Below are 14,888 nucleotides of genomic sequence, written 5' to 3'. Positions count from 1 at the left end.
ACGAAAGGGTTCCACGCGTCCGATGTTATGGAGAATCACTTGACGTCCTCCTCTCCCTAAAAGGAGAGGATTCCCACACCTGGCGATGCACGTCCGCATCGGAGAATGTTCAGCGCAGCGTTGGTATCTCGATCATGCTCGACACCACAGTCACTGCAGGTCCACTCTCTTATTCTCAGTCCCGCGATACCTTTCGGCCGCGCCGTGCTGTCTTTCGACCCGCACGCCGAACAGGACTGGGTAGAACCGCTTTCGTCGACTTTCTCGAACATGGCTCCGTGCGCGATCGCTTTGTAGCGGAGCTTGTTTCGGAACAACGACCAGGACGCGTCGTAGACGCTCTTCGCCATCCTGGTTCTGTTCGCCGCACGGCTCTGCTTGTTGAGCAGTCCGTTGAGCGACTTCACCCGGTAGCGGTAGACAAGAATCATGCAGGTGATCCTAACCCGTGGAAGAACCTGTCTGTCAACCGCACGCCTTTCCTTCCCGCCATCAATGGCGGGGTCTCTCGGAGCAAATGATGAACATCGCATGCGAACGACCGCCTATGTGTAGCCCGACGATAGCGTCCGTCGGTCGCTGACATGCGCGTCCTGCCCAACCGAAGCGTCCGCGCGCGCGATGCCTGGCGTGCCGTGCTGAACGCGCGCGCCGAATCGCGGCACGCGACGTGCTGCCGCTGCCGCGAATGCGGTTTCGTGGCGTTCCGCGCGCTCGAGCATTGCCCCGTTTGCGGTCAGTGGAACTGGCCGTTCGAACCGATTCGCCGCACGCCGGCCGACGCGCGTGCCGCGCATGCGCCGCGGTCGTTCCATACATGGTCGTCGCGCGTCGCCCGCGCGCTGCGCAACGCGGCTTCCCAGCGGCCGCGCGCATCGAGCGCGCCGATCCTGAGCATTCTCACGCTCGTGCTGCTGGTCGGCGGCTACGTGACGGTCGACCAGACCTGCAAGGTCGATCCCGCTTGTCGCGGATCCGCCGCGCCGGCCGCCGTCGCGACCGAAGCCGTACTTCAAGCGTCGAACGAGCCATTGATACCGGTCGTGCCGGCACCCGTCTACCCGTTTCATTCGACCGATGAAACACGGGTGGCAGTCGATCCGCCACCGGCCAATCCGCAACCGGCCGCCCCGCTCGCCAGCAAACCCGCGCGCAGGATGGCGGTTGCGCAAGCCGCGCCGTCGTTGCGCGCGCCCGACCGCATGCGCACCGGCGCAGTCCGCGTGGCCGACTGGAAAGGCGGCCGCGACGTCGCCCATCGCACGCGCGCGATCCGCCGCGTCAGCCTGCACACCGGGCGGACCCGCCGCGCCGCGGCCAGCAACGCCGAAATCGCGAAGCTCTATCGCGGCCACTGAGCGCGCTCCAGGCTCGCGCGCCCGTCGATTCAACTTTCTAAACCGCCCGTCACAAAACCTCGTTTGTGTCGCGACGGACGCATGACGTTCAATGGGGCATTCGCCCGCGCCGGCGCATATCGCACGCCGGCCGCTCGGTCCACCGGAGTCCGTCGATGAATGCACTGCAGCTCGTGACCCTGGCCGCCATCTGGGGCGCGTCCGCTCGCCGCATTGCCTCCCCCGCCTTCGCTCCCGCAACGAAAACGGGCGGCCCGTTTCCGGCACCGCCCGCTTCGTGTCGCGCGTGTCGAACGCTAGCGCATCACGCCGCCAGCAACCCGTGCGGGTCGATGACGAATTTGCGCGGCGCGCCGCCGTCGAACTTCTTGTAGCCTTCCGGCGCCTGGTCGAGCGAAATCACTTCGACGTTGACGATCTTCGCGATCGGCAGCCGGTCGAACAGGATCGCCTGCATCAGGTTGCGGTTGTACTTCAGCACCGGCGTCTGGCCCGTGAAGAACGAATGCGACTTCGCCCAGCCGAGGCCGAAGCGGATGCTCAGGCTGCCGTGCTGTGCGGCCTTGTCCTTCGCGCCCGGATCGTCCGTCACGTACAGGCCCGGGATGCCGATCGCGCCGGCCGGGCGCGTGATTTCCATCAGCGAGTTCAGCACCGTCGCGGGCGCTTCCTCCGAATGGCCCGACGAGCCGTGGCCGTGCGCCTCGAAGCCGACGCAATCGACCGCGCAGTCGATCTCCGGCACGCCGAGGATCTGTTCGATCTGCTCGCCGAGCGACGCGTCCTTCGACAGGTCGACCGTCTCGAAGCCCATCGCCCGTGCGTGCGCGAGGCGCTCCGCGTTCATGTCGCCGACGATCGTCACGGCCGCGCCGAGCAGGCGCGCCGACGCGGCCGCCGCCATCCCGACCGGGCCCGCGCCCGCGATGTAGACCGTCGAACCGGGCTTCACGCCCGCGCTCACCGCGCCGTGATAACCGGTCGGCAGAATGTCGGACAGGCAGGTCAGATCGCGGATCTTCGCCATCGCCTGGTCGCGATCCGGAAATTTCAGCAGGTTGAAATCGGCATACGGCACGAGCACGTATTCGGCCTGGCCGCCGATCCAGCCGCCCATGTCGACGTAGCCGTACGCGCCGCCGGCCCGCGACGGGTTCACGTTCAGGCATACGCCCGTATGCGTGTCCTTGCACATCGCGCAGCGGCCGCACGCGACGTTGAACGGCACCGACACGAGATCGCCGATCTTCAGCGTCTCGACGTCCGGGCCCACTTCGATCACTTCGCCGGTGATCTCGTGACCGAGCACGAGGCCGACCGGCGCGGTCGTACGGCCGCGCACCATGTGCTGGTCGGAGCCGCAGATGTTCGTGCTGACCACTTTCAGGATCACGCCGTGGCCGATCGCGCGGCCGCTGGGGTCGACCATCTTCGGATAATCGATTTTCTGGACTTCGACCTGGCCCGGCCCAAGATAGACGACACCTCGATTGCTGCTCATCGTATTGTCTCCATGTCTCGTTGGATGGCGCCGCGGCGCGCCGGCCCTTGCGGCGCACGCGCAACGTGCTGTTCGAGAGTAGTCCGGGAGGCAGGGGGGCCGATGTCTCAAACGCGACATGCGTTTGATCCGAGCCGACATCGGCGCCCCGGGATACGCCTGCACACAGATCCGGCCCGCCGCGCCCCGTTTTCGACAAAATCTGACAAGACAAATCGATAACACAGTTGGCCTAGTACTCATCCAATATCAAAACGCGGCCACGCTCCGTAGTATCCCCGACGCTCAACGCGCTATCGGCGCGCCAATCCGTCGAGGGTGAAAATTCGTCCCATCCACAGCAACTCACACCACGCCGATTCCGATACCGCTGCCGCATCGGCGATCTCGGGCCGGCCGCTCCCGTTACACGGCACGTCTCGTCCACGGCATCGCGCCGCCCGCACCGATTGCCCGGCTCAATGGGCGGGGCTCCCGGTCTGGTGCATCGGCGCCGTGCTGTCGATGCCGGGCATTGCGCACGCGCTGCCGCCCAGTGCCGGGCAATCGATGCGTGACATCGAGGCCACACGCCCTGCCCTTCCCGCCGACTCGCCGCCCGATCTCGCCATCCCGCCGCCGCCCGACACGAAGCCGCCGCCGCCCGGCGACGACGCCGGGCCGCGCGTACGGGTGCAGGCATTCGCGATCGGCGGCAATCGTGCGTTCGGCGCCAACCGGCTGCAACCGCTTCTCGCGGATCTCGTCGGCCGCGAACTGAGCTTCGACGAACTCCGGCAAGCCGCCGACCGGATCTCCGCGTATTACCGCGAACACGGCTACGTGCTCGCGCGCGCCTACCTGCCGCAGCAGGACATCGACGGCGGCACCGTGCGGATCGACGTGAGCGAAGGCCGTTACGGCAGCGTCGAACTGAACAACCGCTCGCGCGTGCTGGACGGCGTCCTGCGCCAGCCGCTCGCCGGCCTCCGGCCCGGCGACGCCGTGCAAGGCGACGCGCTCGAGCGCAGCCTGCTGCTCCTCGACGATCTGCCAGGCGTCGCCGCGAAAGGCACGCTGCGCCCCGGTGCCGAAACCGGCACCACCGATCTCTCCGTCGACGTCGAACCCGGCCCGCTCGCGTCCGGCTCCGTCGATCTCGACAACTATGGCGACACGCTCACCGGCCGTTATCGCGCCACCGGCAGCGTCGACGTCAACGCGCCGCTGCGTATCGGCGATCAGTTCACGCTGCGCGGGCTGGTCAGCGACGCGCGCCAGCGCTATTACCGCGTGGCATACCAGTTGCCTGTCGGCCCGGCGTCGACGCGGCTCGGCGTCGCACACTCCGACATGCGATACCGGGTCGGCGGCAGCTTCGACGATCTCGACTATCACGGCCGTGCATCGGTGCAAAGCGCGTTCGTCACGCAACCGCTGCTGCGCAGCCGCCGCGCGAACGTCAGCGCGCAGTTCCTGTTTGAAAACAAGCAGTTGCACGACGACTACAACGCATTCGACGTGCATGGCGCGAAGCGCATCCAGATCGGTTCTTTCAGCATCACCGGCAGCAATCAGGACGACTGGTTCGGCGGCGGACGCAGCAGCGCGTCCGTGACGCTCGGCATCGGCCGGATGAACGGCAACGATCCGCTCGGATCGAATCGGTTCGCGAAAACGCACGGCCGGTTCGCGAAGCTGAACGTCAGTGCGGTACGACTTCAGGCCATCACTGCGCGCTTGCAGCTCTACGTGCAGCTCAGCGCACAACTCACATCGCGCAATCTCGACTCGACGGAAAAATTCAGCCTCGGCGGCCCGTATGGGGTACGCGGGTACGCGCTCGGCGCGGGCAGCGGCGATCAGGGCTGGCAGGCGAGCGCGGAACTGCGCTATCTCGCCGCGCCCGGCTGGCAGGTCAGCACCTTCGTCGATACCGGGCGCGTACAGGTCAACAAGCAGCCGTGGAACCGGGAGCGCAACACGCTGCAGCTGTCGTCGGCAGGGCTCGGCGTCGGCTGGTACGGCGCGAGCCGGCAGGTCAACGTCGCGTGGTCGCGACCGTTCGGCAGGTCCGACGACGCGGCCGCGAGCACGCGCTCGCCAAGTGTCTGGCTTCAGGCGACCCAGTATTTCTGAGTCGCCCGGCGCCGATCGCCGGCCCGGCGGCGCCGCGGGGCCGGCAACCCGGCGGCGGGCAGCATGACCGTCCGCCGCATGAAGCGGAAGATCGATCCGCTTCGCAACCGGTCAGTTCGTTCCACTGATCGACTCCAACAACTCCGTTATCGAGGATAACAATGAACAAGACCTATGCATTGGTGTGGAATCACGCTCAGGCGTGCTGGAACGCGGTCGGGGAAACCGCGCGCCGACGCGGTAAAGCCGGCGGCAGTACGCTCGTCGCAGCCGGCGCCGTGTCGCTGCTCGGCCTCGCCGCGCTGCCCGCACACGCACTGCCCACCGGTCAGGCCGTCGTCGCCGGCCACGCCGACATCGCCACGTCCGCCGACGGCAAGACGATGTCCATCAATCAGCATTCCGACAAGCTCATCACCAACTGACAGGACTTCGGCGTCGCCGGCGGCGAACGCGTGTCGTTCCACCAGCCCGGCAGTTCGTCCATCGCGCTGAACCGCGTGATCGGCTCGCGCGGCAGCCAGATCGACGGCCGCATCGACGCCAACGGCAAGGTGTTCCTCGTCAACCCGAACGGCGTGATGTTCGGCGCAGGTTCGCAAGTCAACGTCGGCAGCCTCGTCGCGTCCACGCAGAACCTGTCCGACGCCGACTTCCTCGCCGGCAACTATCGCTTCTCCGGCACGTCGGCCGCCTCGGTCATCAACGCCGGCAACATCACCGCGGCCGACGGCGGCAGCGTCGCGCTGCTCGGCGCGCGCGTGTCCAACACCGGCGTGATCCAGGCGAAGATGGGCCGCGTCGCGCTCGGCGCCGGCAACGCATTCAAGGTCAACTTCGACGGCAGCGACCTGCTCAGCGTGCAGGTCGAAGGCGGCGCCGTCGACGCGCAGGCGAGCAACGGCGGGCTGCTCAAAGCCGACGGCGGCGACGTGCTGATGACCGCCCGCGCAGCTGGCGATCTGCTCGGCGCAGTGGTCAACAACACCGGCACCATCGAGGCGCGCGGGCTGAACAGCCACGGCGGGCGCATCACGCTCGACGGCGGCACCGTGCTGGCCGGCGGCACGCTCGACGCGAGCGCCACGGCCGGCAACGGCGGCGAAATTGCGACGCGCGGCACGAACGTCCGCGTTGCCAACGATGCCACGATCGACACGCGCGGCGCGAACGGCCGCTCGGGCACGTGGAAGATCGACACGGCGAACGCACGCGTCGCCGACGATGCGAACGCAACGATCGGCGCGGCTACGCTGTCGCGCAACCTCGGCACGACGTCGGTCGAACTGACGAGCACCGACGGCGCGCTGGCGACCGACGGCGCAATCGGCTGGAACAGCGATCACGGCCTCACGCTGACGTCCGTGCGCGACGACGTGACGCTCGGCAAGTCGCTGACGGCCGGCGGCGCGAACGCACGCGTCGCCGTCAACGCCGCACGACGCATCAACATCAACGACAAGGTCGCACTCACGGGCCGCAACACCGCCCTTGAGCTGAACTCCGGCAGCGGCCATGTGCTGAGCGGCAATGGAGCCGTCACGCTGTCGGGCGCGGACACGTCGTACAGCGCGAACGGGCAGGCCTATCGCGTGATCCGCAACGTCGATCAACTGCGCGCAGTCGACGCTGACCTGAACGGCCACTACGTGCTCGGCAACACGATCACGGGCAAGGGCACGTTCCGCAGCATCGGCGGCAACGCGGCGTTCACCGGCACGTTCGACGGTTTCGGCAACACGATTTCCGGGCTGTCCGTCTACAACAGCGGGCCGTTCGTCGGTCTGTTCGCGGTCAACAGCGGCACGATCGCCAACCTGGTGCTCGATTCGGTGTCGGCTCGCGGTATGCCGAGCGCTCGCGGCATCCCCACCGCGATCGGTGCGCTGGTGGGCGGCAACGTGCAGGGCACGCTGTCGAACGTGCACGCGCGCAACGTGTCGGTGACGAGCAACGGTTCGCCCGCCAACGTCGCCGGTGGCCTCGTCGGCCGGAACCTGAGCGGCACGATCGATGGCGCGTCGGTGTCGGGGCGCGTCCAGGGTGACCGCTACACGACCGCGCTTGGCGGGCTCGTCGGCGAGAACGTCGCGTCGCCGGACAAGCGGCTCGGCGCCGCGACGATCGCTCGCAGCCATACCGACGCGAGCGTCTTTATCGATGCCGCTGTCGCGCTGCCGACCAACTCGATGAGCGGAATCGGCGGGCTCGCCGGCTTCAACAGCGGCGACATCCGCGATTCGTCGAGCAAGGGCGACGTATACGTCCGGGGTGCGAGCCCGGCCATCGGCGGTCTCGTCGGGCGCAATAACGGCACGGTGCGCGGCTCGGACGCGGCCGTCCAGATCTCCGCCGGCACGAACAGCACCGTCGGCGCGCTGGTCGGCGTCAACACGGGCACCATCGACGCATCGCGGGCGAGCGGCCGCCTCTCGGCCGACACGGGTAGCAAGGCAGGCGGCCTCGTCGGCCATAACAGAGGCCAGGTGACGGCATCCGCCGCATCCGGCAGCGTCGGCGTCGGGACGAACGGTATCGTAGGCGGCCTCGTCGGTGCCAACGACGGACTCATCGACGGCTCCAGCGCATCCGGCGACGTCAGCGCTTCTAACGGTATTGCGGGCGGACTCGTCGGCACCAACGGCGGCCGCATCCATGCATCGAACGCGCACGGCGACGTGGCGGCACGCGGCAAGGCCGGTGTCGCGGGCGGGCTCGTCGGGATCAACCGCGCAGCGATCGAAGCGTCGAACGCGACCGGCGACGTGACGGTCTTTGCGAACGCACTGGCAGGCGGCTTCGTCGGCCGCAACGCGTCCGGCGGCAAGATCGACGGATCGAGCGCAAGCGGCAACGTCAGCGGGATCGAGGTCATGACGATCGGCGGTTTCGCCGGCATCACCGACGCGAACTCGACGATCACGTCGTCGTCCGCGCACGGCATGGCGCGCGGCGAAGCGAACAACCGCGTCGGCGGCTTCGTCGCCATCAACGGCGGCCGCGTCGCGAACGTCAGCGCAACCGGCACGGTTCGCGCCGGTGCGAACAGCGAGGCGGGCGGGCTGATCGGCCGGAATACCGGAACCGTCGAGTCGTCGTCGGCGAGCGGCACGGTCACGGCCGTCGGCGCGAGCCAGGTCGGCGGACTGATCGGCTTCAACAACGGCACGGTGCGAGGCTCGCGTGCGTCGGGCGCCGTCAGCAGCGGCGACAAGAGCTATGTCGGCGGCCTCGTCGGCTATGGCGCGGGCGGCACGATCGAGTTGTCCGAAGCGAGCGGCAACGCGACCGGCGGCCAGAGCGCCAATGTCGGCGGCCTGGTGGGCCGCAGCGGCGGCAGGATCATCCAGTCGTCGTCGTCCGGCACCGTCAGCGGGGACATGTTCGCGACCCTCGGCGGTCTCGTCGGCACCAACCTCGGCACCGTGCAGGCGTCGTCGACCAGCAGCCGGGTCGCGTGGGAACACGGCCGTGCTCAGCAATATGGCGGCATCGCGGGTTTCTCGAAGACGTCGATGCAGGGCAATACGGTGTCGGGCGATGCGATGAACGTGCCGCTCGTCGGCAACCAGTTCGGCACCGTCTGGCCGTGATGCGACGCAGGCGGGCGGCCTGATCGCCCGCGGCGGTACGGGTGGCGGACAGCATGATCGTCTGCCACCTGAAGCGGACGACCAATCCGCCATTTTATGAATCAGTAAGGTTGACTGATCAATCTACCAACATCCGTTATCGAGGAAACGAAAACGATGAACAAGACCTACGCATTGGTGTGGAATCACGCTCAGGCGTGCTGGAACGCGGTCGGGGAAACCGCGCGCCGACGCGGTAAAGCCGGCGGCAGTACGCTCGTCGCAGCCGGCGCCGTGTCGCTGCTCGGCCTCGCCGCGCTGCCCGCACACGCACTGCCCACCGGTCAGGCCGTCGTCGCCGGCCACGCCGACATCGCCACGTCCGCCGACGGCAAGACGATGTCCATCAATCAGCATTCCGACAAGCTCATCACCAACTGGCAGGACTTCGGCGTCGCCGGCGGCGAACGCGTGTCGTTCCACCAGCCCGGCAGTTCGTCCATCGCGCTGAACCGCGTGATCGGCTCGCGCGGCAGCCAGATCGACGGCCGCATCGACGCCAACGGCAAGGTGTTCCTCGTCAACCCGAACGGCGTGATGTTCGGCGCCGGCTCGCAGGTCAACGTCGGCAGCCTCGTCGCGTCCACGCAGAACCTGTCCGACGCCGACTTCCTCGCCGGCAACTATCGCTTCGCCGGCTCGTCCGCCGCGACCGTCGCCAACGCCGGCAACATCACCGCGGCCGACGGCGGCAGCGTCGCGCTGCTCGGCGCGCGCGTGTCCAACACCGGCGTGATCCAGGCGAAGATGGGCCGCGTCGCGCTCGGCGCCGGCAACGCATTCAAGGTCAACTTCGACGGCAGCGACCTGCTCAGCGTGCAGGTCGAAGGCGGCGCCGTCGACGCGCAGGCAAGCAACGGCGGCCTGCTGAAGGCCGACGGCGGCGACGTGCTGATGACCGCCCGCGCCGCGGGCGATCTGCTCGGCGCAGTGGTCAACAACACCGGCACCATCGAGGCGCGCGGGCTGAACAGCCACGGCGGGCGTATCACGCTCGACGGCGGCACGGTGCTGGCCGGCGGCACGCTCGACGCGAGCGCCACGGCCGGCAACGGCGGCGAAGTCGCGACGCGCGGCACGAACGTCCGCGTTGCCAACGATGCCACGGTCGACACGCGCGGTGCGAACGGTCGCTCGGGCACGTGGAAGATCGACACGGCCAACGCACGCGTCGCCGACGATGCGAACGCAACGATCGGCGCGGCTACGCTGTCGCGCAACCTCGGCACGACCGACGTCGCATTGACCGGCACGGCAGGCGACCTATCGGCCGACGGCGCCGTCGACTGGAGCAGCGACCACACGCTGTCGCTCGCATCGCAGCTCGGCAACGTGAAGCTGCAACGCGCGTTGAATGCGCACGGCGACCGTGCGGGACTGGCGGTCGACGCCGCGAAGCGTATCGACATCGACGGCCCGCTCGCGCTGACCGGCGCGAACGCCGCGCTCGCGCTGAACTCGGGCAACGGCCATGTGTTGAACGACAATGCAGCCGTCACGCTGTCGGGCGCGAATGCGTCGTTCAGCGCAAACGGGCACGGCTATCGCGTGATCCACAACGTCGAACAACTGCGTGCGGTCGATGCGAACCTGAAAGGCCGCTACGTGCTCGGCAATACGATCAAGGGCAGCGGCGCGTTCCGCAGCATCGGCGGCGACACGGCGTTCGCCGGCACGTTCGACGGCCTCGGCAACACCATCTCGGGGTTCTCGGTCTACAACAACGGACCGCTCGTCGGCCTGTTCGCGTCCAACGTCGGCACGATCGCGAACCTGACGCTCGATTCGGTATCGGCACGCGGCACGGCGAACTACAGCCGAGGCCCCGCGATGGTCGGTGCGCTGGTGGGCGCGAACGTGCAGGGCACGCTATCGAACGTGCACGCGCGCAACGTGTCGGTGACGAGCGGCGGCTCCCCGACCAACGTCGCCGGCGGCCTCGTCGGCCTGAATCTGAGCGGCACGATCGATCGCGCGTCGGTGTCGGGCCGCGTGCAGGGCGACCGCTTCACGACTGCACTCGGCGGGCTCGTCGGCGAAAACATCACGTCGCCGGACAGCCGGCTCGACACAGCGACGATCTCGCGCAGCCGCGCCGACGCAAGCGTCTCCATCGGCGCCGCGGGCACGCTGCCCGACAACGGGTCCAACGGAATCGGCGGCCTTGTCGGCATCAACACCGGCGACGTTCTCGATTCGACGAGCGCCGGGCAGGTCTACGTCGCGGGCACCAGCACGGCCGTCGGCGGCCTCGTCGGGCGCAATGACGGCACGGTTCGCGGATCCGGCGCGTCCGGCCGCGTCGCTGCCGGCGCGGCAAGCACCGTCGGCGCGCTGGTCGGCGTCAACGCGGGCACGATCGCCGCATCGCGCGCGAGCGGCGACGTCGCAAGCGGTGCGCGCGGCACGGCGGGCGGCCTCGTCGGCATCAACGCCGCCACCGGTACGATCGACAAATCGAACGCCACGGGTACGGTCACCGTCGCGGGCAACGATGCGACGGCGGGCGGGCTCGTCGGCCGCAACAACGGTCGCGTGTCGAGGTCCAGCGCATCCGGCAACGCTTCCGTCGGCGCGAACGGCACCGCAGGCGGCCTCGTCGGCATGAACAGCGGCCACGTCGAGTACGGCAACGCGTCCGGCAAGGTATCGGTTCTCGCCAATAGCGACGCCGGCGGCCTGATCGGCCGCAACATCGGTACGGTCGCCTCGTCGCATGCGCAAGGCGCCGTTTCCGCCGGCGCCGACAGCAATGCGGGCGGGCTCGTCGGCAACCACACGCGCGGCTCGATCGTGCTGTCCGACGCAAGCGGCAGCGTCAGCGGCGGCGCACGCGCGAAGATCGGCGGCCTGGTCGGCCTCAACGGCGGCACGATCGACCGATCGTCGTCGTCCGGCACCGTAAGCGGCGGCCTGAACGCCACGCTCGGCGGCATCGTGGGCACCGACTTCGGGACCACGCAAGCATCGTCGACCACCAGCCGGATCGCTTACACGCCGGGCTACGGCCAGCGCTACGGCGGGCTCGCGGGCTTCGCGATGACGTCGATGAAGGGCAACACGGCGTCCGGTGACGCGGCGCAGGTGCCGCTGATCGGCGGCCAGTTCGCGTTCTTCTGACCATGACCCGGCGCAGGCGGGGAATGTGACCGCCTGCGCGCGGGGGAACGACGACGCGCTCGTTCGTTCCCCCGCATCGGCGGCGATGCACGACGAGCCGTGCCGCTACCCTGCCGCTACCCTCCCCGATTCTCCCGAATGATCGCCGCAGCGGCTGCCTCGGCCTCGCTCGCCACGCCGTCGTGCACGCGCGTGCTGACCGCCGGCGTCGGCGGCTCGCTGTCGAGTGCGTGGCCGTTGCGATCGTGCGTGTCGACCGTCGCGCGCATCGACAGCCCGACCCGCAGCGGATGCGCGGCGAGATCGCGCGGATCGATCGCGATCACGACCGGCACGCGCTGCACGACCTTGATCCAGTTGCCGGCGGCATTCTGCGACGGCAGCATCGAGAACGCGCTGCCCGTGCCCGCCGAAAATCCCTGCACGCGGCCGCGATAGACGACGCGCGAGCCGTAGAGATCCGACACGACCTCGACCGGCTGCCCGATGCGCATGTGGCGGATCTGCCCTTCCTTGAAATTCGCGTCGATCCACAACCGGTTCAACTGCACGATCGACAGCAGCGGCACGCCGGGCCCGACCTGCTGGCCGACCTGCACCGAGCGCTGCCCGACCGTGCCGTCGACCGGCGCGACGATCGTCGTGCGCTTCAGGTTCCGGTACGCGAGCTTGAACTGCGCGGCCGCCTGCACGACGGCCGGGCTCTCGTCGACGGGCAGCCGAGTGCCGAGCGCACGCGCCGCATCGAGCTGCGCCTGCGCGGCCGCCAGGTTGGCCTGCGCGCCGGCTACCGCCGCGCGGGCGCGCGCCAGTTCCTCGGGCGCGACGATCTCGACCGACGCGCCCGATCGCGCGGCCAGCGCGCGTTGCGCGAGCTGCAGGTCGGCCCGCCGGGCGTTCACCGCTTCGACGTACATCGTGTTCGAGATCTTCGCGTTCGCGACCTGCCGCACGGCCTGCACGAGTTGCGCCTTCGCCTGCGCGAACGCGACCGACGCCTCGGCATCGTCGAGCCGCACGAGTGGCTGCCCGGCGCGCACCGTCTGCGTATCGGCGGCCAGCACGTCGGTCACGGTGCCCGGAATCTGTGCGGCGACCTGCACGATGCCGCCCGCGACATACGCGTCGTCGGTGTCTTCGTAGTAGCGCTCGCTCAACAGCCAGAACACGAGCCATGCGAGCGCAGCCGCGAGCACGATCGCGAAGAACACCATGAAGCGCTTGCGGCGCGTCGCACGGCGCGTGTCGAGAGTCGGATCGCCGTCGAGGGCGGCCGGCGGCGCGGCGGTATGAAGGTTGTCGTGATGCATCAGTCGCTTTGCGTAACGATCAGGCGGTCATGCTGAAACAGCGGAATGGCCGGCGTGCCGGGCTGGTTGGCCGCCGGGCTCGCGGACGCGGTACGAGTCGGATCGGGCACGCCGCGGCGCACCGGGTCGTTGCTCGCCGCGGCTGCATTCGACGGACGGGCCGCCGCATCGCGCGATGCGACACCGTCGGTCGACGTGCTGCCGGATCCGGCAGCCTGCCGCGCGGTCCCGGCCGCCGAACGCGCATCGGGCGGCGCCGCCGTCGCGGTCGCCCGGCTCAAGGTCGCCGCCGTCGTCGCCGGTCCTCGCTTCGCCGCGCCGCCGCGCGCTTGATGAACGGCCGGCGTCGATGCCGAAGCGGGCGCCGACGCCCCGCCGCCCGCATCGAACCCGCCGCCCAGCGCGCCGATCAACCCGACCCGCAGCGTCCGCTGCTTGCCGAGCAACGCGATCATCTGCGCGCGCTCGTCGATCAGCGTGAGATCCGCGACATCGACGTCCTTCTGCATCAGCACGCCGCGCCGATGCCGATCCGCCGCGATCTGCACGATCTTCTGCGCGGCCGCGACCGCGTCCTGCTGCTGCGCAACGAGCGTCTGCGACGTCTGCAGCGACGTGACGAGTTGCGCGACCTGCCCGAGCGCGTCGTCGACGGTCTTGTTGTACAACCCGATCGCGACGTCGGCCTGCGCGACGTCCGCGCCGAGCTTCGCCTTCAGCCGGCCGCGATCGAAGATCGGCAGCGAGATCGCGGGGCCGACGGAGCCCGCGAGCGAATCGCGCGAGAACAGCGACGCGGGCGTCAACGCGAACAAGCCGCCGAGCGCCACGAGATTCACGTCCGGATAGAACTGCGCGCGCGTCGAGTCGGCGTTCGCGAACGCGGCTTCGACCCGCAGCCGCGCGGCGACGATGTCGGGCCGGCGGCCGAGCAGGTCGGCCGGCAACCTTGGCGGCAGCGCGCCACCGGGGAACGCGCCGACGCGCGGCCGCTGCAGCGCGAGCCCGCGCTCCGGGCCGCGGCCGGACAGCACGCCGAGTTGCAGTTGCGCGAGCTTGATCTGCTCGTCGTTCAGCGCGATCTGTTCGAGCAGGCGGCTGCGCTTGATCGACGCATCGCTCGCGTCGTACGCGTTGTCGAGGCCGCGCGCGGTGCGCTCGCGCAGCACGGCCGTCACGCGCTGGCTGATCTTCAGTTTCTGCTGCAACAGGTCGCGCATCGCGTACGCCTGGTCGAGCTGGCAATACACGGTGACGATCGCGACGGCGAGCGTGAGCCGCACCTGCTCGGCCTCGACGCCGGCCGCGTCGCGCAGCGACAGCAGGCTCTTCGTCGCCGCGCGGTTCTTGCCCCACAGGTCGAGCTGATAGTTCAGCCCGACGAAGATCGACGACGGCGACACGTTCGGATCGCCGAAGATCTGCACCGGCACGCGATAGCCGCCGGCCGTGACGTCGGCGATATCGCCGGGCTTCGGCATCCGCGCGCGGCTGATCGTCGCGCCGGCCGTGCCCGTCAACCCCATCAGCGAATCGAACTGCTGAAGCTGCGCCTGCGCGATCCGCAGCCGCGCCTGCGCGACCTGTACATCGGGACTATTCTGCGATGCGTCGGCTACCAGATCGTCGAGCTGCGGATCCTGCAACTGCTTCACCCAATCGGGCGCCGGCCACGCGCCATTCGCGCCGGCGCCGGCCGTGCGCGCAAGCGCATCGTCGGCCGGCGCGCGCAGCGACAGCGAAGGCAGGAAGCCCGACGGCACGCATCCGCCCAACGCCAGCAGCACGGCCGCCGCCGCGATCGTCGCGCGGCCCTTCATCCCCGCGGGTTTCGTCATACGCCGCATCG

General features: G+C 69.1%; 8 protein-coding genes and 2 pseudogenes. 6 read left to right on the top strand and 4 right to left on the bottom strand.

Going from position 1 to position 14,888, the window contains the following annotated elements:
• Nucleotides 1–56: 56 nt before the first annotated feature.
• Nucleotides 57–359, bottom strand: a pseudogene (locus WT97_RS33735) (zinc ribbon domain-containing protein); the annotation flags it as partial.
• A 225-nt stretch (nt 360–584) separates the two neighbouring features.
• Between WT97_RS33735 and WT97_RS28870 the strand changes: the two are divergent.
• Nucleotides 585–1,358, top strand: a complete 774-nt coding sequence (locus tag WT97_RS28870) for a hypothetical protein (protein ID WP_060354881.1) — start codon at nt 585–587, stop codon at nt 1,356–1,358.
• Nucleotides 1,359–1,662: 304 nt separating this feature from the next.
• On the opposite strand, the gene fdhA is transcribed toward WT97_RS28870, so the two are convergent.
• Nucleotides 1,663–2,859, bottom strand: a complete 1,197-nt coding sequence (fdhA, locus tag WT97_RS28865; protein WP_059502288.1) for a formaldehyde dehydrogenase, glutathione-independent — start codon at nt 2,857–2,859, stop codon at nt 1,663–1,665.
• 549 nt (nt 2,860–3,408) lie between these two features.
• Here fdhA and WT97_RS28860 point away from each other — a divergent pair.
• The 5 genes and pseudogenes from WT97_RS28860 (at nt 3,409) to WT97_RS28850 (ending at nt 11,729) form a co-directional block, all read left to right on the top strand.
• The gene (locus WT97_RS28860; RefSeq protein ID WP_082751509.1) at nt 3,409–4,977 is read left to right on the top strand and encodes a ShlB/FhaC/HecB family hemolysin secretion/activation protein; all 1,569 of its coding nucleotides are present in this window, start codon (nt 3,409–3,411) and stop codon (nt 4,975–4,977) included.
• 161 nt (nt 4,978–5,138) lie between these two features.
• Nucleotides 5,139–5,402, top strand: coding sequence for an ESPR domain-containing protein (locus WT97_RS35050; protein ID WP_257128567.1), 264 nt, complete (start codon nt 5,139–5,141; stop codon nt 5,400–5,402).
• 12 nt (nt 5,403–5,414) lie between these two features.
• A pseudogene (locus tag WT97_RS35140) lies at nt 5,415–6,032 on the top strand (filamentous hemagglutinin N-terminal domain-containing protein); the annotation flags it as partial.
• Between the two features lie 792 nt (nt 6,033–6,824).
• A complete protein-coding gene (locus WT97_RS35135; protein WP_306641609.1) occupies nt 6,825–8,570 on the top strand; it encodes a GLUG motif-containing protein in 1,746 nt (581 codons plus the stop codon).
• 156 nt (nt 8,571–8,726) lie between these two features.
• Complete coding sequence (locus WT97_RS28850; protein WP_060354880.1) at nt 8,727–11,729, top strand: GLUG motif-containing protein; 3,003 nt, start codon at nt 8,727–8,729, stop codon at nt 11,727–11,729.
• A 116-nt stretch (nt 11,730–11,845) separates the two neighbouring features.
• Here WT97_RS28850 and WT97_RS28845 read toward each other — a convergent pair whose 3' ends face one another.
• On the bottom strand, nt 11,846–13,039 hold the full coding sequence (locus WT97_RS28845) for an efflux RND transporter periplasmic adaptor subunit (protein WP_060354879.1): 1,194 nt from the start codon (nt 13,037–13,039) through the stop codon (nt 11,846–11,848).
• The gene (locus WT97_RS28840) at nt 13,039–14,886 is read right to left on the bottom strand and encodes an efflux transporter outer membrane subunit (protein ID WP_060354878.1); all 1,848 of its coding nucleotides are present in this window, start codon (nt 14,884–14,886) and stop codon (nt 13,039–13,041) included. The genes WT97_RS28845 and WT97_RS28840 overlap by 1 nt, the downstream gene beginning before the upstream one ends.
• Nucleotides 14,887–14,888 lie beyond the last annotated feature (2 nt).

The sequence above is a fragment of the Burkholderia sp. MSMB1459WGS genome (assembly GCF_001534535.1).
Classification (GTDB): Bacteria; Pseudomonadota; Gammaproteobacteria; order Burkholderiales; family Burkholderiaceae; genus Burkholderia.
Note: the sequence above shows the minus strand (reverse complement) of the source record. Positions and strands in the feature narration are given on the sequence as shown.